18 protein-coding genes and 2 pseudogenes are annotated in these 20,887 nt (G+C 74.3%); 6 read left to right on the forward strand and 14 right to left on the reverse strand.

Translation table 11 applies throughout. The features are described 5' to 3' along the window. Nucleotides 1-20: 20 nt before the first annotated feature. Nucleotides 21-1,847: an acyltransferase family protein gene (locus tag ACIP9H_RS23610; protein WP_401960600.1), complete on the reverse strand. Its 1,827-nt coding sequence runs from the start codon at nt 1,845-1,847 to the stop codon at nt 21-23. 919 nt (nt 1,848-2,766) lie between these two features. On the opposite strand from ACIP9H_RS23610, the pseudogene ACIP9H_RS23615 reads away from it, so the two are divergent. Then, nucleotides 2,767-3,405, forward strand: a pseudogene (locus ACIP9H_RS23615) (class F sortase); the annotation flags it as partial. 163 nt (nt 3,406-3,568) lie between these two features. Here ACIP9H_RS23615 and ACIP9H_RS23620 read toward each other — a convergent pair. Next, complete coding sequence (locus tag ACIP9H_RS23620) at nt 3,569-4,360, reverse strand: glycerophosphodiester phosphodiesterase (protein WP_401586267.1); 792 nt, start codon at nt 4,358-4,360, stop codon at nt 3,569-3,571. After that, nucleotides 4,357-5,049, reverse strand: coding sequence for a YitT family protein (locus ACIP9H_RS23625; RefSeq protein ID WP_401586264.1), 693 nt, complete (start codon nt 5,047-5,049; stop codon nt 4,357-4,359). The genes ACIP9H_RS23620 and ACIP9H_RS23625 overlap by 4 nt, the downstream gene beginning before the upstream one ends. A 98-nt stretch (nt 5,050-5,147) precedes the next feature. Here ACIP9H_RS23625 and ACIP9H_RS23630 point away from each other — a divergent pair, with 98 nt between their 5' ends. Continuing rightward, nucleotides 5,148-6,638, forward strand: a complete 1,491-nt coding sequence (locus tag ACIP9H_RS23630; protein ID WP_401586261.1) for a PLP-dependent aminotransferase family protein — start codon at nt 5,148-5,150, stop codon at nt 6,636-6,638. A 47-nt stretch (nt 6,639-6,685) separates the two neighbouring features. Here ACIP9H_RS23630 and ACIP9H_RS23635 read toward each other — a convergent pair whose 3' ends face one another. From ACIP9H_RS23635 to ACIP9H_RS23645, 3 genes are all read right to left on the reverse strand, one after another. Continuing rightward, a complete protein-coding gene (locus ACIP9H_RS23635) occupies nt 6,686-7,081 on the reverse strand; it encodes a hypothetical protein (protein ID WP_401586259.1) in 396 nt (131 codons plus the stop codon). 115 nt (nt 7,082-7,196) lie between these two features. Next, nucleotides 7,197-7,658 (reverse strand): MarR family winged helix-turn-helix transcriptional regulator, encoded by a 462-nt coding sequence (locus ACIP9H_RS23640; protein ID WP_401586257.1) that lies wholly within the window; start codon nt 7,656-7,658, stop codon nt 7,197-7,199. 112 nt (nt 7,659-7,770) lie between these two features. After that, nucleotides 7,771-9,072: a M28 family metallopeptidase gene (locus ACIP9H_RS23645; protein ID WP_401586255.1), complete on the reverse strand. Its 1,302-nt coding sequence runs from the start codon at nt 9,070-9,072 to the stop codon at nt 7,771-7,773. A gap of 165 nt (nt 9,073-9,237) precedes the next feature. Between ACIP9H_RS23645 and ACIP9H_RS23650 the strand changes: the two genes are divergently transcribed. Continuing rightward, entirely contained in the window at nt 9,238-9,615 is a 378-nt protein-coding gene (locus ACIP9H_RS23650) for an RNA-binding S4 domain-containing protein (RefSeq protein WP_401586252.1), read from the forward strand. 272 nt (nt 9,616-9,887) lie between these two features. Further along, nucleotides 9,888-10,421: a DUF5959 family protein gene (locus ACIP9H_RS23655; RefSeq protein ID WP_401586249.1), complete on the forward strand. Its 534-nt coding sequence runs from the start codon at nt 9,888-9,890 to the stop codon at nt 10,419-10,421. Nucleotides 10,422-10,516: 95 nt separating this feature from the next. Here ACIP9H_RS23655 and ACIP9H_RS23660 read toward each other — a convergent pair. Both ACIP9H_RS23660 and ACIP9H_RS23665 read right to left on the reverse strand, forming a co-directional pair. Then, nucleotides 10,517-10,720: pseudogene (locus ACIP9H_RS23660) on the reverse strand (IS5/IS1182 family transposase); the annotation flags it as partial. Between the two features lie 46 nt (nt 10,721-10,766). Next, complete coding sequence (locus ACIP9H_RS23665) at nt 10,767-13,142, reverse strand: ATP-binding protein (protein ID WP_401586247.1); 2,376 nt, start codon at nt 13,140-13,142, stop codon at nt 10,767-10,769. A 115-nt stretch (nt 13,143-13,257) separates the two neighbouring features. Between ACIP9H_RS23665 and ACIP9H_RS23670 the strand changes: the two genes are divergently transcribed. Beyond that, nucleotides 13,258-13,881 carry a hypothetical protein gene (locus tag ACIP9H_RS23670; protein ID WP_401586244.1) on the forward strand — a complete coding sequence of 208 codons (624 nt, stop codon included), beginning with the start codon at nt 13,258-13,260 and terminating at the stop codon, nt 13,879-13,881. Between the two features lie 215 nt (nt 13,882-14,096). Here ACIP9H_RS23670 and ACIP9H_RS23675 read toward each other — a convergent pair whose 3' ends face one another. Continuing rightward, a complete protein-coding gene (locus tag ACIP9H_RS23675; RefSeq protein ID WP_360910571.1) occupies nt 14,097-14,540 on the reverse strand; it encodes a YchJ family metal-binding protein in 444 nt (147 codons plus the stop codon). 93 nt (nt 14,541-14,633) lie between these two features. Here ACIP9H_RS23675 and ACIP9H_RS23680 point away from each other — a divergent pair, with 93 nt between their 5' ends. Beyond that, entirely contained in the window at nt 14,634-15,554 is a 921-nt protein-coding gene (locus ACIP9H_RS23680) for a hypothetical protein (protein WP_401586241.1), read from the forward strand. Nucleotides 15,555-15,566: 12 nt separating this feature from the next. On the opposite strand, the gene ACIP9H_RS23685 is transcribed toward ACIP9H_RS23680, so the two are convergent. From ACIP9H_RS23685 to ACIP9H_RS23705, 5 genes are all read right to left on the reverse strand, one after another. Then, nucleotides 15,567-16,334 (reverse strand): uracil-DNA glycosylase, encoded by a 768-nt coding sequence (locus ACIP9H_RS23685; protein WP_401586239.1) that lies wholly within the window; start codon nt 16,332-16,334, stop codon nt 15,567-15,569. Between the two features lie 112 nt (nt 16,335-16,446). Beyond that, the gene (locus ACIP9H_RS23690; protein ID WP_401960608.1) at nt 16,447-18,735 is read right to left on the reverse strand and encodes an MMPL family transporter; all 2,289 of its coding nucleotides are present in this window, start codon (nt 18,733-18,735) and stop codon (nt 16,447-16,449) included. A 58-nt stretch (nt 18,736-18,793) separates the two neighbouring features. Continuing rightward, nucleotides 18,794-19,414, reverse strand: a complete 621-nt coding sequence (locus ACIP9H_RS23695) for a TetR/AcrR family transcriptional regulator (RefSeq protein ID WP_401960611.1) — start codon at nt 19,412-19,414, stop codon at nt 18,794-18,796. A 92-nt stretch (nt 19,415-19,506) separates the two neighbouring features. Further along, nucleotides 19,507-20,109, reverse strand: coding sequence for a hypothetical protein (locus ACIP9H_RS23700; RefSeq protein ID WP_401960613.1), 603 nt, complete (start codon nt 20,107-20,109; stop codon nt 19,507-19,509). Continuing rightward, on the reverse strand, nt 20,106-20,870 hold the full coding sequence (locus tag ACIP9H_RS23705; RefSeq protein ID WP_401960615.1) for a DUF3152 domain-containing protein: 765 nt from the start codon (nt 20,868-20,870) through the stop codon (nt 20,106-20,108). The genes ACIP9H_RS23700 and ACIP9H_RS23705 overlap by 4 nt, the downstream gene beginning before the upstream one ends. Between the last annotated feature and the right edge of the window lie 17 nt (nt 20,871-20,887).

The raw sequence follows: 20,887 nt of genomic DNA on the forward strand, positions 1-20,887 counted from the left end.
GGGCCGGTGCGGACGGCACGTCAGAATCCCGCCCCCACGGCATGGGAGAGGGCCCGTGCGTACAGCCGTGCGCCCTCGGGGCGCGGGTGGATGCGGTCCCCCCACAGCAGCCCCGGGTGCCGGGCGATCACCCCCCGCCACGGGACCAGCACGCACCCCGGGTGCCGCCGCACCGCCTCCCTCAGCGCCTCGTTCACCCGGGTTTCCCAGGACCGGGGTGCCTGGACGTCCACGAACGCGAGCAGCCGTCCGGGGCCCGCGATCCGCACGATTTGGTCGAGGGCCTCCCGGGTGACGTCCCCGTTCGTCCCGAGCCCGACGACCACCACACGGCGCAGCCGCCCGGCGTCCCGCATGCGTTCCAAGACCTCGGGGGCGGCATCCATCTGACGGCCCACCACGGCGTCGACGGCGATCCCGGGGAGCACTTCCCGCAGCGCGTCCGCCGAGGCCAGCATCACCGAGTCGCCCACCGCCGTGATGTCGGCGCCCGTCACGTCCGGCGCGCCGCCGGTCGCGGTGTCCGGTCCGTCCTCCTCGGGCCGCTGCGGCCGTTCCGCGCGGAGCGGCTCGGCGATCCTGGCGGTCGGCGCCGCCGCGACCACGCGTTCGCCCGACGCGATCTGCGCCTGCAGGCCGCCGCCCGACGGCGCCCGCAGCACACCGACGTACGCCACGCAGGCCACCGCGACGACCGCGGCCACCGCTCCCAGCACCGTCCGGGGACGGGCGCCCCACGCCCGGCGCAGGAACGTGCTGCACAACTCGGCGTACCCGCGCAGGCCGAGCCGGAGCAGGGGCTCCTCCAGCACGCGGTACGACACCGCCGCGAGGACCACCGGCAGGGCGAGCGCCGCGCAGCGGACGAAGGGCGAACTCAGCGCCTCCGGGGCGGCGTTGACCAGGCAGGCGAGAACCGGCCAGTGCCACAGGTAGATCCCGTACGAGCGGCGCCCGGTCCAGGCCAGCGGCCGCCACGCCAGCAGCCGGGCGATCCTCCCGGGACCGCCCGCCGCCACCGTGAGCGCGGCCGCCGCGAGACACACCGGCACCAGACCGCCGCGGTACACGAAGGCCGAGGTCCCGGACACGAGCAGCGCCGTCGCGGCCAGTACGGCCAGCCCCGCCGCGCCCAGCCCGTCGATGGCCCGCACGTGCCCGGCCCTGCGCAGCGTCCCGGCCCGTGACAGCGGCAGCACGAGCGCGACCGCCGCGCCCAGCAGCAGGCCGCCGCCGTGCGTGTCCGTGCCGTAGTACACCCGCGAGGGGTCGGTGCCCGGTACGTAGAGCACCGCCATCGCCGTGAACGACGCGGCGGCCGGCACCGCCGCGATCGCCGCCTGCGCCCACTGGCGGCGGACGACGGCCATCACCGCCCAGAGCAGCAGCGGCCACGCCACGTAGAACTGCTCCTCCACGGCCAGCGACCACAGGTGCCGCAGCGGCGGTTCGGCGCCGAACTGCGCGAAGTACATGTCGTGCCGCCCGAGCTGCCACCAGTTGCTGCGGTAGGTGAGCGCGGCCGCCACGGCGCCCCGCAGGTCGCGCCGGCCGTCCCCGCCGACCAGCGTCGCCGCGCACGCGGTCACCGCGAGGACCAGCCACAGCACGGGCAGCAGCCGCAGGGCGCGGCGACGCCAGAAGGCGACGAGCCGCAGGCGCCCGCCCCGCCAGTGGTCGGCGGCGAGCAGACTGGTGATCAGGTAGCCGGAGAGGACGAAGAAGAGGTCCACGCCCAGGAAGCCGCCCGGCAGCCACGGAGCGTGCACGTGGTACACGACGACCGCGGTCACGGCCAGCGCACGCAGACCGTCGAGACCCTGTGCGCGTGGGTGCTGAGTGTTCATCAGGCCACGGTCGGTACCCGGGGACCGCTCCGCATCCCGGCGCCGCCGTATTGGACCCGCTGCCTCATCCGCTCTACCCGATCGGGTGAGGTGCGGATTGCCCCGTTCGCACTCCTCCGAATGCGGGCGGCACACACCCGTCCTACGGTCCTGTATGACGGGCCGTCATGTGCCGTCACGCACCTGGCGCCGGAGCTGAAGGACTGTGATGGATCACTATCCCGGGGAGCACACCGCTCCCGTGCCGTGGTACGGACATCCCGATGCCTGGTACGGGCAGCCCGACCCCTGGTTCGGCCAGCCGCTCCCGGGCACGTGGGAGGACGAGGTGCCGCGCGGGCCCGCGCGCCCCCGCCCGGCCCCGAAGACGCCGTCCCGTGCCGCGCGGCAGCGCCGCAAGCCGGAGCCCGCGCCCCGCTCGCGACAGAAGCCCAAGGCCGGCCGCCCGCCCGAGCCCGCGCCGCAGCCACGCACCCGGAAGACGCCCACCACCCGGGCCCGCGAGGACGCCAAGGCAGCCGAGCCGGCCCCGAAGCCACGTCCTGAGGCGACGCGCCGTCCTGAGCCGCAGGTCCGGCCGGAATCGAAGAAGCGGCCGGAAGAGAAGGCCCGTCCTGAGGCGAAGGCCCGTCCCGAGCAGGAGGTCCGGCCGGCATCGAAGAAGCGGCCGGAAGAGAAGGCCCGTCCTGAGGCGAAGGCCCGTCCCGAGCAGGAGGTCCGGCCGGCATCGAAGAAGCGGCCCGAAGAGAAGGCCCGTCCTGAGGCGCACGCCCGGCCCGCGCCGAAGGCCCGTCCCGCGGCCCCGGCTCCCCGTGCCGCCGCGCCGAAGGCCCGTGCCGGGCAGGGGATTCCGCAGCGTCCCGCCGCTCGTACGACCGGGGTCAGGCCCGCCGCACGCCGTCGTCAGCAGCCGCCGCCGTTGCGTCTGACGCGGCGCGGGCGGCGGGTCGTCGGGGTAGCGGTGGGCGCCGTCGTGGTGTCCGGGCTCGTGCTCACCTTCGACGGCTTCGTCGGATCGGGCGGCCCGCCCCAGCCCTCGGCTGCCGCCGCCCTCGCCGGCGGCGGGAACGGCGGGGCCTCCGGCATCAAGGTGCCGCCGCCGCTGCCACCGGCCCAGCCGACGCGTGTGCGCATTCCGTCGATCGGCGTGGACGCCCCACTCATGAACGTGGGCCTGGACAAGGACGGCGTGATCGAGACGCCGCCGCCCGAGGAGAAGAACGAGGCCGCCTGGTACAAGGACTCGGTGAGTCCCGGCGCGCGCGGCGCCTCCGTCATCGTGGGGCATGTCGACAACATGAGCGGGCCCGCGGTCTTCTACAGCCTCGGCGCGCTGAAGAAGGGTTCGACCATCGAGGTCGCCCGTGACGACGGCACCACCGCGGTGTTCACCATCTTCGGCATCGAGGTCTTCAACAGGACCGGTTTCCCGGCCCACCGGGTCTACGGCGACACGAAGGACCCCGAACTGCGCGTCATCACCTGCGGCGGTACGTACAGCAGCGCCAGCGGCTACTCCGGCAACGTCGTCGTCTTCGCTCGGATGTCGAAGACGAAGTCGGCAGCCGACGAAAAAGCGGAGAAGGCAGCGAAGGCCGAAAAGGCGGCGAAGGCCAAGCCTGCGGACGGTGCCGACAAGGGCGACAGGTCCGGCTCTGCCGCCCCGACCCCGACCCCGACCCCGGGCAAGGAGGAGAAGCCGGAACCGAAATGACGATCCGTCAGCCGGTCCAGACGCCGCGTTCGACGTAGACCGAGCGCAGCATGTCCAGCCGGTCGGTCATGATCGCGTCCACGCCGAGGTCCAGCAGTGCGTGCACGCGGCTCTCGTCGTTCACCGTCCACACGTGCACCTGGAGGCCGAGGCGGTGCGCGGTCCGCAGGAACGCGGCGTCGACCACGCGGATGCCGTTGGAGCGCTCCGGCACCTGCACGCAGACCGCGCCGCGCCGCACCACCTTGTCGAGCAGGAAGCGCTCGGCGACCCGGCCGCCGACCGACAGCAGCCGGAGTTCCGCCACGCCGCGGGTGCCCAGGGAACTGGCCATGCGTGAACCGCCCAGCGCGCGCGCCCGCACGAGCCGTGCCTCGGAGAAGGAGCCCACGCACACCCGGTCCCAGGCGTCCGCGCGCCGGATCGTCTCGATCAGGGGCGCCACGGCCTCGTCGACCTTGGCGTCGACGTTCCAGCGGGCGTCGGGGAAGGCCTCCAGCAGGTCCTCGAAGAGCGGGACCGGCTCCTTGCCCGCCACGCGGGCCTCGTGGACCTCGGCCCAGGTCAGCTCGGCGATCCGCCCGCGCCGGTCGGTGACCCGGTCCAGGGAGCTGTCGTGGAAGGCCACCAGCACCCCGTCGGACGTCAGGTGGACGTCCGTCTCCAGGTAGCGGTAGCCGCCGTCGACGGCGGTCCGGAAGGCGGCCATGGTGTTCTCCAGGCCGTCGGCGTCACCGCCCCGGTGGGCGAAGGCGATCGGTGCCGGGCTGTCGAGGTACGGGTGGCTCGTTGCAGTCACTCGTGCAGTATCGCGTGTCCCCCGGTGGGTTCCGCCACCGGCTGCCCTCCCCGGGCCACGACCGCCGGCCGCGGTTCCGCCGGGGGCGGCGGGAACGCGAGGACGCGCAGGAAGAACTGGGCCAGCGGGCCGATGGACAGGGCGTACAGCACTGTGCCGACACCGACGCTGCCGCCCAGGACGAAGCCCACCGCCAGCACCGTCACCTCGATCCCGGTGCGCACCAGCCGGATCGAGCGGCCGGTGCGCCGGTGCAGCCCGGTCATCAGGCCGTCGCGGGGCCCCGGCCCGTAGCCGGCGGTGATGTACAGGCCCGTCGCCACGCCGCCCAGCACGATGCCCGCCACCAGGAGCGGGATGCGGATGCCGAGGGAGTGCTGCTGGGGGAGCAGGCTCAGTGTCGCGTCCATCGACAGGCCGACGACGAAGACGTTGGAGACCGTGCCCAGGCCCGGCCGCTGGCGCAGCGGCCACCACAGCAGCAGGACGAGCGCGCCGACGGCCACCGACACCAGGCCGATGCTGATGCCGGTGTGCTTCGCGATGCCCTGGTGCAGCACGTCCCAGGGGTCCAGACCGAGCGCGGCGCGCACTTGGAGGGCGGCGCTCGCGCCGTACAGGGTCAGTCCCGCGTAGAGGTGCACCAGCCTGCGGGCTGTGCGTGCACCGTTGTGTGATTGGCCCTCCACAGGACCCCCCTCTGGCCGTGATGGCGACGTAGGTGAGAGTGTGTGGCATGGTCGTGGTCGTATTCCATGGCCAATGTGCGGAAGGTGGACCGGTAACCATGTCGCAGTGGACCGCAACCGTGGGTGTCACGCATCTCGCCCGGCTGCTCGAACCCCGCCCGCAGCGCTCCACGGGACGCCGCGTCCCGGCCTACCGGGGCCTCGCCGACGGCATCCGGGTCCTGGTGCTGGAGGGCCGCGTCCCCGTCGCCGCCCGGCTCCCCGCCGAACGCGAACTGGCCCTCGCCCTCACGATCAGCCGGACGACGGTCGCCGCGGCGTACGAGGCGCTGCGCGCCGAGGGCTTCGCGCGCTCCCGGCGCGGCGCCGGCACCTGGACCGCGGTCCCCGAAGGGCACGCCCTGCCCACGCGCGGCCTGGAGCCGCTGCCGCCGGACGCCGCCGGCACCGTCATCGACCTCGGCTGCGCCGCCCTGCCCGCCCCCGAGCCGTGGCTGTCCCGCGCGGTCGGCGGTGCGCTGGCGGACCTGCCCTCCTACTCCGCCACCCACGGCGACTTCCCCGCCGGGCTGCCCGTACTGCGGGAGGCCATCGCCGAGCGCTACACCGCGCGCGGCATCCCCACCCTCCCCGAGCAGATCATGGTCACCACCGGTGCCATGGGGGCGATCGCCGCCGCCGTCCGGCGGCTGGTCGCCCCCGGCGAGCGGGTGGCCGTCGAGTCCCCCAGCTACGCCAACGTCCTGGAACTGCTGAGAGAGAGCGGCTCGCGGCTGGTCCCGGTCGCCCTGCGCGAAGGGCTCGCGGGCTGGGACCTCGACCACTGGAAGCGCGTCCTGCGCGACGCGGCGCCGCGCATGGCGTACGTCATGCCCGACTTCCACAACCCGACCGGCACCCTCGTCCCCGACGAGCAGCGCCGCGCGCTGGTCGAGGCGGCGCGCGCGGCGGGGACCGTGCTGATCGCCGACGAGACCATGGCCGAGCTGACCCTGGACGCCGGCGGGGGGCCCGCGCCGCGGCCGCTGGCCGCCTTCGACCGCGGCGGCACGGTCGTCACCGTCGGCTCGGCCAGCAAGGCGATCTGGGCGGGCCTGCGCATCGGCTGGGTCCGTGCCACGCCCGACGTGGTGCGCCGGCTGGTCAGTGCCCGCGCCTACCTGGACCTCGGCTCGCCCGTCGTGGACCAGCTCGCGGTCGCCTGGCTGCTGCGCAACGAGGTCTGGGACGACGCCGTCGCCGCCCGGCGCGAACGTGCCCGCTCGCACCGCGACGACCTGGTCGCCGCCCTGCGGGACCGGCTGCCCGACTGGGAGTTCGCCGTGCCCTCCGGCGGGATGACCATGTGGGTGCGCACCGGGGAGGTCTCCGGCTCTCGCCTTGCGATGGCGGGCGAGCGCCTGGGCGTCCGCGTCCCGTCCGGTCCGCGCTTCGGTATCGACGGGGCCTTCGAGTCCTACATCCGGCTGCCGTTCACGGTGGGAGGCAGCGTGGCCCGCGACGCCGTCGAGCGGCTGGCCGCCGCCGAGCAGGCCGTACGCGACGGCGGCGGGGCGGAGACCGAGGGCACCGGCCTGTTCGTGGCGTGAGAGAGCCCCCGGAGCGATGGCTCCGGGGGCTCTCCGGCACGGGCGGCTCAGCGGTGGGGCATCTCCGTCAGGCGGACGCGGAGTTCGACCTCCTGGTCACCGGAGACGCTGCCCTGCTCCTCCAGTTCGAAGCAGTCGCCGAGGACCTTCTTCACCTCGCGGACGTGCCGCGGGCCGCCGGACAGGTCGGCGGTGAGCGGGCCGTCGAGGTGGACCGGCCCCAGCTCGTGGCCGTGGCTGCGCGTGTCGACGGAGGCCGCCCACACGGTCGGGTGCTTGGCGCCGGGGCGTGGCTCCACTGCCTCGGTGAGGCTCTCGCCGGGTCGCGTGGGGAAGGCGGCTTCCAGCGCGCCCAGTACGGCTCCCGCGTCCTGCTTGGCGCAGTCGGTGAGCAGGACGTCGACCTGGGAGGCGTGGTGGGAGTCGGAGTGGTGCGTGGTCATCGGCGATTCTCCTCTCGCGGGATGCCCCGTTGCGGCGCGGCGCCGCGGGCGACCGCGGTCCGCGCCCCTCTCAGCGTAGGTCGGCGCCCGCCGGTCCGCAGCGGGCGGGCCGGTGTCACGCGCCGCAGTCGAGCGACTCCAGCGCCTCGACCAGGGGCGCGAGTTCCGGCTCCGCGGCGGCGTCGGCGAGCGCCTGGCGCAGCGCCTCGTCGTGGGTCGGGCGGGCCTGCGCGAGCAGGGCGAGACCGGCCTCGCCGACATCGGTGTAGATGCCGCGGCGGTCGGTCGCGCACAGGTAGCGCGTGAGCAGGCCGCGGTCCTCCAGTCGCGTCACCAGCCGCGTGGTGGCGCTCTGGCTGAGCACCACGGCCTCGGCCACCTGCGCCATCCGCAGATGGCCGCCTTCGCCCGCGTGCTGCCGGCTGAGGACGTCGAGCAGGGAGAACTCGCGCACGCTCAGCCCGTGCCCGGCCTCGAGCGCGCGCTCGACGTGCGCCTCGATCCGGTTGTGGAGCACTGACAGGGCGCACCAGCTCTGCGCGAGCCGGGTGGGTGCGGAGTCCGTGGTGGCGGTCATGGCTCCATGGTAAGTCGGGCCGCCGATAGTCGGCGCGTGCAAATTTTTCGCTGGGCCGGCTCGCGGGGCCGGCCGGCGACCGGGCCGGCCCCGCGCACCGTGCGTGAGCAGGTCAGAAGGTCAGCTTCCAGCTGTTGATGTAGCCCGTGTCCTGGGCCGCCACGTCGCGGACACGGAGCTTCCAGGTGCCGGCCGCCACTTCGGCGGACGCGTTGACGGTGTACGTCGCGATGACGTTGTCGGCGGAGTCGCTGCTGCTGGAGTTCTTCAGCCGGTACGCGGTGCCGTCCGGGGCGACCAGGTCGACGACGAGGTCGCCGCGCCAGGTGTGCCGGATGTCGACACCCACGGCGAGGGCGGTGGGCGCGTTGCCGGAGATGCCGCTGACGGTGACGGGGGACTCCACGGCCGCGCCCGCGTCGGGGACGGTGATGTCGGCGGTGTTCTCGAACACGGTGCCCGGCGGGGGAGCCGCGGCGGTGGAGAGCGTCCAGACCGCGTTGGCGATGGCGTCGGTGTTGTTGTCGAGCGCGGTGTCGTTGATGTTGGACGCCGTGTCGCAGGAGGCGTGGTAGCAGCGGTCGAAGGCCTGACCCGAGGTGCCGCCCCACTTCTGCGCCTGCGCCGCCGTCTTGATGTAGTCGGCGCCGCTGAACAGGCCGCCGACGGGCACGCCCGCGTTCTTGAAGGGCGCGTGGTCGGAGCGGCCGTCGCCCTCGGTCTCGATCTCGGTCGCGATCCCCTTGGCGGCGAACCAGTCCTTGAAGACCTTCTCCAGCGCGGTGTTGTCGTCGTACACGAAGTAGCCGGGGTTCGGCGAGGCGATCATGTCGAAGTTGAGATAGCCGTCGATCCTGCCGCGGTCCGCGGTGGACAGGCTGTTGACGTACGCCTTGGAGCCGATCAGGCCGAGTTCCTCCGCTCCCCACCATCCGAACCGCAGATGCTTCGTGGGCTGCAGGTTCTCGCGTGCGACCGCGAGGGCGGTCTCCAGGACGGCGGCCGAACCGGAGCCGTTGTCGTTGATCCCGGGACCGGCGGTCACCGAGTCGAGGTGCGAGCCGGCCATGATCACGTGGTTGGTGTCGCCGCCGGGCCAGTCCGCTATGAGGTTCCAGCCGGTGGCACCGCCGGACGTGAACTGCTGGAGCGCGGTGGTGTAGCCGGCCGCGTCCAGCTTGGCCTTCACGTAGTCGACGGAGGCCCGGTAGCCGGTCCGGCCGTGCGCGCGGTTGCCGCCGTTGGCGGTGGCGATCGACTGCAGCTGGCTGAGGTGCGCCTTGACGTTGGCGACCGGGATGTCCGGCGCGGCGGCGAGGGCGGGCCGTGCCGCGACGGGCGTGGCGGAGGCGGTCAGCAGGACCGCGGCCAAGGCGCCGGCGGCGCCGGCCGCGACGAGTCTGATTGCGGGCACAGGTCACTCCGGTGTGTGGGGGGATGGAGTCGTGCGGTGATGGGACGTTCTTGAGCAATTCTTGACGCGTACATGCCTGTGCAGATCCTGTGTACGGCGGGGCCTTCCGTCAAGGGCGCATACCGGACGCCGCGTTCCGTGCAGCGGGCGCGCTAGGGTCGGACCATGGCTGACGACGAGGGCCCGGTGCGGGTCGACGCCTGGATCTGGTCCGTCCGGCTCACGAAGACGCGCTCCATGGCCGCCACGGCGTGCCGGGCCGGTCACGTGCGCGTCAACGGCGAGCGCGTGAAGCCGGCGCAGGCCGTCCGCCCGGGCGACGAGGTACGGCTGCGCGGCGCCGGGCGGGAGCGGGTCGTCGTCGTGTCCCGGCTGGTCCGCAAGCGTGTCGGTGCGGCGGTGGCCGCCGAGTGCTTCGTCGACAACAGCCCGCCGCCGCCCACCCCGGAGGAGGTGCCGGCCCCCGTGGTCCGCGACCGCGGCACCGGCCGCCCCACCAAGCGCGACCGCCGCGACATGGAGCGCCTCCGCGGCGCCCGCTGACGGTCCGGAGGTCCGGCAGTTCTGTTCCTCGTGCCTGGCGTTGGTTTTCGGGGCACGGGGACGAACTGCGGCGCCCGTGCCCTTGCGGCATCCGCCCGGCGCTGACACGCGGACCGCGCGGACCGCGCGGCACGGGCGGCCCGGTCCGCTCGGGGCTGCTGCCTTGGGGGGCTCAGGCCTTCTGGGTGGGCACTCCCATGCTCCGGGCTGGTGCTTGCGCCGGCGAGCAGGGAGCACACCTGGCACTGGCTGCGCTCGGTCTGAGGCGGATCGTGGCCTGCGAACTCGTGGCGAAAGAAATCGACGCGGACCGAATTCGCTTGCCGGCCAAGCGGACCGTGAGCCAGGATCGGCTCATCTCTGCAGGAGGTGACGTGGTGACGGTCGGGGGGTTGGACCTGGCTCTGTTGCGTGATGACGAGGGCAACAGTGTCCGCATCACGGTGCTGGGCCCTTTGCAGGGTGTGCATGGAGGGCTGGCGGCAGAGATCGTCGTCGACACGCCATTCGTCAGTGGGCGGGTGGATCTCTCGTTGTGGCGGTCGCGGCTGACGTCCTGGGGCGAGGCGCTCACGCGGCTTGAGTCCGGCGAAGACATCGCCTGGCTGCACGTCCAGCGCGGCCCCTCGGTCTTCATCGACCTCAACGGCGAACGCGACTGCCCCGAGGTGGTGGTTGAAGACGTCCTCGTCTCGATGGCAACGGTACGGGTCCCGATCGACCTGCCGGCCAACTGGATCGAAACCCACCGCCTTCTGCTTGCCGACGTGCTTCGCGTTTGGGATGACCACCTGTCGCCGGAGTGAGGGAAGCCTCCGCCGGCAGATCAACGGTCATCCGGGACTGAGGAGGGCCTCATGGATGTCATCGCGGATGAATCCCTGGGACGGAGCCCGGTGTTGCGCCGAGCGGTCCATGGCTGGATGCCGAGGCCGCGAACCAGGCGACGGCACTGTCGCGGGTCGTAGCCGCGGTCTGCGAGAACGACATCGGGGCTACGCTGCGGCCGGCCCCGCTCGCCGCGTATCGGCGGGACCGTCTTCAGCAAGCCTCCGTGCCGTCTTGATGGCCCCTTCAAGGCTCTGACGTGTGAGGAGTCCACCGCTTCGTGGGCGCGCCTGGCGCCGCTGCCGTGGGGGCCGCGGAGCGGTTCAGGCTTCCTGGGACGGCAGGCCGAGGGCGGTGAGGCGGGTTCTGAGGGCGTGGAGTTCCGGGCCGGTGCTTGTGCCGGCGAGCAGGGACTCCGCGAGGTGCTGCTGCTCGGCCGCGGCGGGGACGTCGGAGGCCGTCGCCAGGGCCGCGGCGAGCCTGAGCCGCATCGTGCCCTCGGCCACCGGGTGCCCCAGGTCCTTCAACAGGCCGACGGCCGCCTCCAGTTCGCGCCTGGCCCCCGGGACGTCGCCGCGCAGGAGCAGCAGGTCGCCGATGGCGCCGTGCGTACCCGCGATGCCCGGGACGGTGCCGAGCCGCTCGAACAGCCGCAGCGCTGCGCGGTGGGCGCCGAGTGCCGCCTCGTGGTCGCCCTCCTCAAGTGCCAGCGCGGCCAGACCGCCCAGGGCGTACGCCTCGCTCAGCCGGTTTCCGGCGCGGCGGTGCGCCGCCACGGCCTCCTCGGTCGCCGCCCGGGACTCCGTGAACCGTCCCAGCCGCAGGTAGGCCGCCCCGGCCAGCCCCCGCAGGTGGGCCCGGTCGGAGGGGGAGGCTGCGTCGTCGGCCACGAGGGCGAGCGCCTGCTCCGCGTCGTCTGCGGCCTCCCCGAACTCGCCCATGACGAGGTGGAGCGTCGCCAGCTTGCCCCATGTGTCGGCCTCCTCCGCGGTCCGCCCCAGCGTCCGCCAGAGCTCCAGCGCCCGGCGCAGGTGTGCCTGGGCGCCGCTGTGGCGGCCGCTCTGGCGCAGGACGTCCCCGAGGTGGAGGCGGGCCCGTGCCTCGCCCGCGTCGTCGCCTGCCGCCTCGGCGAGTTCCACCGCGTCGAGCAGCAGCGGGGCGGCCCGGTCCAGGTCGCCGTCCGCGGCGTGGATGGATCCCACGGTCAGGGCGGCCCGCGACTGCCCGCGGCGGTCGCCGAGCGCCTCGGCGGCCTCCGCGGCGGCGAGCCAGACCCGCAGCCGCTGTGCGTGGTAGTGCTGGAGGTGCCAGCCGTGGTCCGCCGCGTCGGCCAGCCGGAACACCCGCTCCCACGCGCCGTGGGCGGCCCCCTGCCGGGCGACCGCCGCGATGTTGGGGGCCTCGTCGGCGATCCAGCCGGGCGGGTTGCCGCGGGCGGCGGCCGCGTACCAGTCAAGGAGGCGTTCGCTGACGCGTTCCGGCTCGCCCGGCTCCTCCTCCGCCAGGCGTTCCTTCGCGAACAGCCGGGTCAGGTCGTGCAGGCGGTGCCGGCCGCCGCCGACGGACTCCACGAGTTGCGCGTCCACCAGGCGGTCGACGCCGTCGCCGACGCGGCCCGCCGCGCCGGCCGCCGCTGCCGCCGCCCCGGGCCCGAAGTCGCCGCCCGGGAAGCCCCCGAGCCGCCGCAGCAGGCGCCGGTCCCCGGCGGCCAGGTCCTCGTAGGCGGTGGCGAGGGTGGCGCGCACCGCCCAGTTGCGGAAGCGCAGTTCGTCCAGCCGGGACCGTTCGTCCTCCAGCCGCCGCGCGAGTTCGGCGATGCCGAGCCGGGAGCGGGCGGCCTTGGCGCCCGCCAGCCGGATCGCGAGCGGCAGGCCCTCGCAGGCCCTGACCACCGAGGCAGCCGCCTCCGGGTCCGCGGCGGCACCGCCCGTCCCGCTGACCCGGGCCAGCAGGTCGAGCGCGTCGTCGGTGCCGAGCGCGGCCAGCTCGTGCGCGGCGGCCTCCGGCAGGTCGGCGGGCAGCGGACGGCTCGTCACGATCGTCAGGCAGCGGGCGCCGGCGGGCAGCAGCGGGCGTACCTGGTCGGCGTCCCGGGCGTCGTCGAGGACGACCAGCACCCTCCGGTCGGCCATCAGGCTCCGGTAACGGGCCGCCAGGGTGTCGGTGTCGCCGACCCGGTCCGGATCGTCGTCGCCGAGTGCCCCGAGGAAGCGGGCGAGCGCCGTCTCCGGCGGCATCGGGTCGCCGCGGCCGGCGCCGAGGTTCACGTACAACTGGCCGTCCGGGTAGTCCTGTCGCAGCTCATGGGCCAGCCGGTTCGCCAATGTCGACTTGCCGACACCCGGCGCACCCGCGACGGCGACGACACGGGCGCCGCCCGCGACGGCCGTCCGCAGCGCGGCCAGATCGGCCTCCCGGCCCGTGAAATCGGCCACCAGCGGCGGAAGTTGCCCGGGAACGGGTCGGCGCGGAGACGGGTCCGCCGGCGCGGCCTCCGCCGTCTGGAGGCGCTGCTGCCACACGGCGAGCCCCGCCGCGGCCAGCGTGCCCACCCCGACCAGCGGCCAGGACCAGGGCGCGAGCCATCGCAGACCGGGCGGCAGCACGCCGCCGGTCGCCACATTGACGGCCACTGCCAGCAGTGCCGACACCAGCCCCGACGTCAGCGCCAGCCCGCCGAGCACCCACCCCCGACGCACGCACCCCACCCCCCTCGTCCGGCGGCCCCCGCGGCAGGATGCCGTGTACGCCGCTCCCTGGGAAGTGCCCGTACCCCGGTTCCGGAGCGGCACGGCGGCCTGCGAGGGTGTACACGTGGATGCGAACGAGGGGGACGTCCCGAGGCCGTTGACGACGTGCTGGAACTACTGGATGGCCGTACCCACCGGCGACCAGTCCGGGCTCATGGAGCTTCTCGGCCTTGTCCACCCCAGCCCGGTGACCTTTGCCGACGCTGTCAACGTGCTCGATTCCGACACCCACGGCGGGGTCGGCGAGGACGCGGCCTTCGCCACGCGGGTCTATGTGTCCCCCGAGCTCGACGGTTGGACCCTGATCGTCGGCGACTGGTGCAACCCCTGCGACGAGGAGCGCAGCGAGGAAGTCCTGCGGACCTGCACGATGCTCAGCGCCCACTACGGCCGGGCCCAGGCCTACTACTACGGCGCCCGGAACGACGGATCGGCGTGGCTGGTGGCCGAGGGCGGCGATGTCGTCCGGCGCTACTGCGAGACGGGCGAGGGCGAGGACGAACTGCTGACCCTCGGGGATCCGCTGCCCTACGAGCGGGCCCGCCGGGTGGAACTGGGCCTGTCGCCGGAGTGGGACGCCGCCGAGGAGAGCGACGAGGACGAACAGGAGTGGAAGCGGGCCGCCTTCGGCATGGCGCCCGACATCGCCGCCACGTTCGGCCCCACCCCTCTCACCCTGACGCCGTAGACCCCCGTGCGAGGCGCGGGGGTGCTCGCGCTGACGCCGCACGGAGTGGCACGGGGCGCCGCGCCGGGCGTGGACGTCGCGCGGCCCTGACCCCGTGCCGGCCCCCTCCGGGACGAGCCCGGCGCCCAGCCGGGTGACCGGGCCGCGCTGCTGCCCGCCCACTGGCGGACCGTGGTGCGGGTGCCCGCGGTGCCCGGCGGGGACCCTGCCGGCGCTCAGGGCAGCGGCGCGACGTACACCCAGGCCCCGTCGTGGCGGACGAAGCGGCTCTGCTCCTCCATGGCGTCGCGCTCGCCGCGCAGCGCGTAGTGCGCGCGGAAGGTGACGGTGCCCTCGGTGTGGAAGGCGCTGCCGTCGGTCGTGCCGAGGATCTCCAGCCGCTCCCAGCGCAGGTGGGGGTCGAGGTCGAGCTCCGCGGGGCGGGTGTCGGGGTGCCAGGTGCGCAGGACGTAGGCGGCGTCGTGGACCGCGTACGCGGTGAACCGGGAGCGCATCAGAGCCTCGGCGGTCGGCGCGGCGGCGTGGCCCGCGTGGTAGCGGCCGCAGCAGTCGGCGTAGCCGGCGGGGAGGCCGCAGGGGCAGGGGGCGCCGGGGGAGTGGAGGACCGGCCGGGTGTGCGGGCGGGGGGCGGAACGGCGGCCGGGGCGCGACTTGGACATGCCGGCAATTGTGCCGTGCGGGAGGCCCCCGGCCGGTGCCGACCCGGCCCGGATACGCTGCCGGGGTCACGCAGCCGACCCGGAGGAGTCCCTGTGCCGCCCAGCACGACAGGCACGAGCCGCACGACCCGTACGAGCGGTCCGTGGGTCGCGCTGGTGACGTGCGCGCCGCGCGAGGGCACCAGCACCGACCGCGACCTGCCGTTCCTGCGGGACGCGGTCGCCGCCGCGGGCGCCGACGCCGTCGTCGTCCGCTGGGACGACCCCGATGTGGACTGGGCCTCGCACGACCTGGCGGTCATACGCTCCACCTGGGACTACACCTGGCGGACCGCGGAGTTCCTGCCGTGGGCCGACCGCTGCGGCGCGGCGACCACGCTCGCCAACCCGGCGGACGTCGTCCGCTGGAACTCCGACAAGCGCTACCTCGGCGAGCTGACCGCACGCGGCGTCCCCACCGTTGCCACCCGCTATCTGCTGCCGGGGACCGAGCCGGACGGCCTCCCCGCCGACCACGAGTACGTGGTCAAACCGGCCGCCGGCGCGGGCGCTCGCTATGCCGGCCGCTACCGCCCGGGCAGCGACGACGCGGCGCGGGCGCACATCGCGCGGATGCACGCGGAGGGCCTGACCGCGATGGTCCAGCCGTACATGCCGGCCATCGACTCCACCGGGGAACGGGCGCTGGTCTTCATCGGCGGCCGCTTCCTGCACGCCGTCGCCAAGAACGCCGTCCTCTCCCACGGAACGGCTTACGACGCGACCAAGGTCGCCCATCCGGGCGTGCGACCGTGGACCCCGACCGCGGCCGAACTCGCCACCGCCGAGGCCGCGTTGGCCACCGTTCCGGAAGCGTCGGAGCTGCTGTACGCGCGGGTCGACCTGGTCGACGACGAGGACGGCGCGCCGCGCGTCATGGAGCTGGAACTGATCGAGCCGAACCTCTTCCTCGGCCTCCACCCGGCCTCGATGCCCGTTGTCGCCGAGGCCATCGTCGCCGCCGCGCGGCGCTGACGGCCGCGGGCCTCACGCCCCGGGCCGCAGCCCGGCGTACGCGGCGCCGCGGGCCAGCACCTCGCGGAGCATGGCGGGGGTGAGCCGGCCGGTGAAGGTGTTCTGCTGGCTGACGTGGTAGCAGCCCAGCAGGTGCAGCGGCGGTTCCGCGCCGGTGGGGCCCGGCAGTTCGACGTGCGCGCCGTGCCCGAAGCGGGGGAGCGGACGCGGCACGCGGCGGCCGGAGTCGGCGAGCACCGGCAGCAGGGCCTGCCAGCCAAACGCGCCGAGCACGACGACGGCGCGCAACGTGGGCCGCAGCAGCTCCAGTTCGCGCACGAGCCAGGGGCGGCAGGTCAGCCGCTCGTCCGTGGTGGGCTTGTTGGCGGGCGGCGCGCAGTGCACCGGCGCGGTCACCCGCACCCCGTACAGCTCCAGTCCGTCGCCGCGGGCGGTGGACGTCGGCTGCGAGGCGAGCCCCTCCGCGTGCATGGCGGCGAACAGCACGTCGCCGGAGCGGTCGCCGGTGAACATCCGGCCCGTCCGGTTGCCGCCGTGGGCGGCGGGGGCCAGCCCGACGACGGCCAGGGCGGCGTCGGCCGGGCCGAGGCCCGGCACCGGCCGCGCCCAGTACTCCTCGTCCGCGTACGCCCGGCGCCGCACCCGGGCGGTCTCCTCGCGCCAGGCCACCAGGCGCGGGCAGGCGCGGCAGCCGGTGAGCGCCTCGTCCAGCGCGGCGAGACCCGGGGCCCGCGCCGCGGCGTGCACCGGGAACTGCGGTGAGTCCTCCTCCGCTGCCATGTGCGGTCCCCTTCGTGGTCGTCCGGACTCCGGCACCACCAACCTACTGACGCCCCCGCGCGGTCGCAGCGGGGGCGTCGGTCCGCGGGCTCCGCCGCCGGGCGAGCAGGGGTCAGACGCGCACGGGGAGGAGCCGGTCGCCCTCGTCCTCGTCCTCACGGCCGGGCGCTTGGTGCCGGCCGGCGTCCGCGGCCGGCGTCCGAAGCCCCTCGCCCTCGACGTCGACGTTCGGCAGGACGCGGTCCAGCCACTTCGGCAGCCACCACGCCCGGCGGCCGAGCAGGGCGAGCACCGCCGGGACGATGGCCATGCGCACGATGAACGCGTCGAAGAAGACCGCGATCGCCAGCCCGAAGCCGATGGACTTGATCATCGACTCGCCGGACCCGATGAAGCCGGCGAACACGGCGATCATGATGACGGCGGCGGCGGTGACCACCCGGGCGCCGTGCCGGAAACCGGTCACGACGGCCTGGCCGGGCCGCTCGCCGTGGACGTACGCCTCACGGATCCGGGTCACCAGGAACACCTCGTAGTCCATGGCCAGGCCGAAGACCACGCCCACCAGGAAGATCGGCATCATCGACATGATCGGGCCGGTCTGCTCGACCCCGAGCAGCGAGGCGAACCAGCCCCACTGGAAGACCGCGACGACGGCGCCGAGGGCGGCCATCACCGAGAGCAGGAAGCCCAGGGCCGCCTTGAGGGGCACGAGCACCGAGCGGAAGACCACGATCAGCAGGAGGAAGGCCAGTCCGACGACGAGGCCCAGATAGGGCAGCAGGGCGTCGGTGAGCTTCTGCGAGGTGTCGATGTTCAGCGCGGTGGTGCCGGTGACGGAGATCCGCGCGCCGGTGTCCGCGGTGATCCCGTCGCCGGTGGCGCGGATGGCCTTGACCAGCCCCTCGGTCTCGGTGCTGCTCGGCTTGGAGTCCGGCACCACGTTCATGACCGCGGTGTCCCCGGCCTCGTTGAAGGTGGCCGGGGTGACGGTGGCGACGTCGTTGAGGCGCTCCAGGCTCGTGCCGACCTCCTTGACCGCGTCCTTCGGGTCGGCGGCGCCCCGGGCGTCGGTGACGACGACCAGCGGGCCGTTGAAGCCGGGGCCGAAGCCGTCGGAGAGCAGGTCGTAGGCGCGGCGCTGCGTCGTGGAGACGGGCTGGGACCCGTCGTCGCCGAGGCCGAGTTCGATCGACGCGGCGGGCACGGCGACCGCGCCGAGCGCGGCCGTGCACAGCAGCAGGACGGCGACGGGCCGCCGCACGACGAAGCGCGCCCAGCGGGTGCCCATGTTCGGCCGGCCGGTGCCCCGCGCGGCCAGGTCCCGCGTCTTGCGGTGGGCGTGCTGCTCGGCCGTCCTCGCGCGGCGGCGGGCGAGGCCGCCGGGCGCGCCGGCGGGCCGGATGCGCCGCCGGGCGAAGCCGATGAGCGCCGGGATAAGGGTGAGCGCGATGAGCACCGCGATGACGACGGTGCCCGCGGCGGCGATGCCCATCTTCGTCAGCATGGGGATGTCCACCACGGAGAGGCCGACGAGCGCGATCACCACGGTCAGGCCGGCGAAGACCACGGCGGAGCCCGCCGTGCCGACGGCCCGGCCCACGGCCTCCTCGCCCTCGCGGCCCTCGGCGAGTTCGGCGCGGTAGCGGGAGACGATGAACAGCGCGTAGTCGATCCCGACCGCGAGGCCGATCATCATCGCGAGCGTGGAGGTGGTGGAGCCCAGGTCGAGCGCGCTCGCCAGCGCCGTGATCGAGCTGACGCCGATGCCGACGCCGACGAGGGCGGTGAGCAGCGGCAGGCCGGCGGAGACCAGCGAGCCGAAGGTGATCACGAGGACGACGGCGGCGATCGCGATGCCGATCACCTCCGTGGCCCCCGTCTCGGGTGCGGCCTGGAGCGCGTCACCGCCGATCTCGACGGTCAGCCCGTCCGCGCGGGCGTGTTCGGCCGCCTTCTCCAGCGCCTCGCGCGAGGAGTCCTTCAACTGCATGCCGGGGACGTCGTAGGCGACCCGGGCGTAGGCGGTCGTGCGGTCCTTGCTGACCGCCTTGGCGGTGAACGGGTTGTCCACGGAGGCCACTTCGGAGCCGCGGCGCAGTTCCGCGACGGTCGCCGCGACGGCCTTCTTGTTCGCCGGGTCGGTCATCCTGCCGCCGGCGGGGGCCTTGAAGACCACGCGGGCGGTCGCCCCGTCGGAACTGGACCCGGGGAAGCGCTGGTCCAGCAGGTCGAACGCCTTCTGGGACTCCGTCCCGGGCACGGAGAACGACGAACTCCCGGCCGAGGGCGCGTTGGCGGCGCTGACGCCCGCGAGCGCGAGCAGCGCCACCCAGATCAGGACGGCGAAGTGCCGTCGCCGGTAGGCGAGTCTGCCGATGCGGTAGAGGAAAGTGGCCACGAGGACGTACTCCCGGTCGGGTCGTGGAAGGGGGGCGGGGGGATGCGGGTGCGGCGGGTCAGCCGGCGGGCGGGCCGTCGTCCGCGGGGCCGACGCCGAGCACGGGCAGGATCACCGCGTCCAGGTAGGCGGTCAGGTAGGCCACCGTCGGGGGGCGGTCCTCGATCACGGCGCGGGTGACGAAGGCGCCCACGAGCATGTGCATCAGGTAGCCGAGCGCGGGGTTGTCGGCGCGGACCTCGCCGCGGTCGACGGCCCTCCGCAGGACGACGTCCAGGCCTCTGCGCTCGGGTTCGACCATCAGTTCACGGAAGGCGCGCAGCAGGTCGGGGTTGGCGTGCATCGCCATCGCGAGTCCGCGCATGAGCGCGAAGTCGCGCGCCAGCCGGCTGTCGTCCTCCACGGTGAGCATCGCGTGGAAGTCGCCGCGCAGGCTCCCGGTGTCGATGTCGGCGGCGTGCACCGGCTTCTGGTGCCGCAGCGCCCTGGCCACGAGTTCGGCCTTGCCGCCCCACTGGCGGTAGAGGGTCGCCTTGCTGCAGCGCGAGCGCGTGGCGAGCGAGTCCATGGTGAGGGCCTCGTAGCCGACCTCGCGGAGCAGGTCGAGCGTGCTGGTGTACAGCTCCGCCTCCCGCTCGGGGGTGAGGCGGGAGCGGCGCTCCACGGCGGCTTCGGACATGGGGTCCCACCGATCTAAACGAAACGGTTTCGTACTCATCTGAGCCTAGGGGAGTGCTCAGCGAAACGAAACCGTTTCGTACGTGTCCTGTGTCACGCCCTCGACGGGAACTCGCCGTGCGAGGCTGCGGGGTCGGCGGCCGCGTCGGGCGGGGCGGGAAGGCGGGAGGTCCTGCGGACGAGGGGACGAGTGACCGTGCCGACGAGCAGGCCGGCGAGCAGGCCGCAGAGGTTGTCGACGATGTCCTGGGCGTCGGCGGCCCGCATCAGCCACACGACCTCGTACTGCACGGCCTCGATCACGAAGGGCAGCACGGCGGCCGCCGCCGCCAGGCCGACGGCCCGCCGTGCCGGACGGGTCCGGGCGACGGCCAGCCCCAGCGGCGCGAACAGCAGCACATTGAGGCTGCGCTGATTGAACCCCGCGAGGTCGGCCGGGCCCGGCGGGGTCCAGTCGGTCGCGAAGGTCCCCGCCCCGAACCGCCGCATGGCGTTCGGGTCCGTCGTGATGTCCGCCAGCAGCGTGGTCACGGCGATGCCGCCCAGCGCCAGCACCAGGCAGAAGGCGGTGACGGGCCCCGTGCCCAGCCGCCGCGCCACCCGGGGGGCGCACACACCCGCGGCCACCGACGACAGCAGCGCCCCCGGCCAGAACAGCGGCATCGCCCGCAGCACCTGCACCAGTTGCCCGCTCACGGGGCCGCCGGGCCCGAGATCGGCCGGCCCTTGGTGTCGTACGGCCAGGCGTTCGGCACGCAGCCGTGCAGCCCCTTGATCTGCTGCATCATCGCCGGTGCGGGCCGGCCCGGCCCCGGGCAGTCCTGGTGGCCGTGCCCGAGGCGGTGGCCGACCTCGTGGTTGATGATCAGCGCGTGGTAGTCGGCCGTCCGGTGCTCGTAGAACGGGCTGAGCAGCACCCAGCGCCTGAGATTCACCACGACGTCCTTGCCGCCGCTGCAGTTGACCTCCCCGCCGGTGTCCAGGCCGTACGAGCCGCACAGGCGGTCGGTGGTGTCCGGAGTGGCCAGCTTGACCACGAAGTCGTACGGCGGTCCGGCCACGCGCCGGAAGACGATGCCCTCGGCGGTCCAGCCGCGCCGGTCGCCGAGGATCCGGTCGACCTCGCGGGCCACGGACGCGGCGGTGTAGCCCGTGCCGTCCTCGACCTCCACCGCGTAGCGCAGCCGCCAGGTGCCGTGCCCGATGCTCCCCGTCCCGGCGGGGGCGGCGGTGAACCTGCCGTCGCCGTGCTGCGGGACGCGGGCCGACGCGGCGCCGTCCAGGGACGAGGAGCTCCCGTGCCCCGACGCCACGGCCACCGCCCACTCGCGCACCGGCTGCTGCGCCACGGCGAGCGCCAGGCCGGCCGCGCACACCGCCCCCGCGGCCAGCCGCCGGACCGCGACACGGCGTACGGTCCCCGGTGTTCGTCGCTCACTGCTCGCACTGGGTTTCATGCGCCAACTCCACACGC

The organism is Streptomyces sp. NPDC088732 (assembly GCF_044751205.1).
In the GTDB taxonomy this organism is placed as follows: domain Bacteria; phylum Actinomycetota; class Actinomycetes; order Streptomycetales; family Streptomycetaceae; genus Actinacidiphila.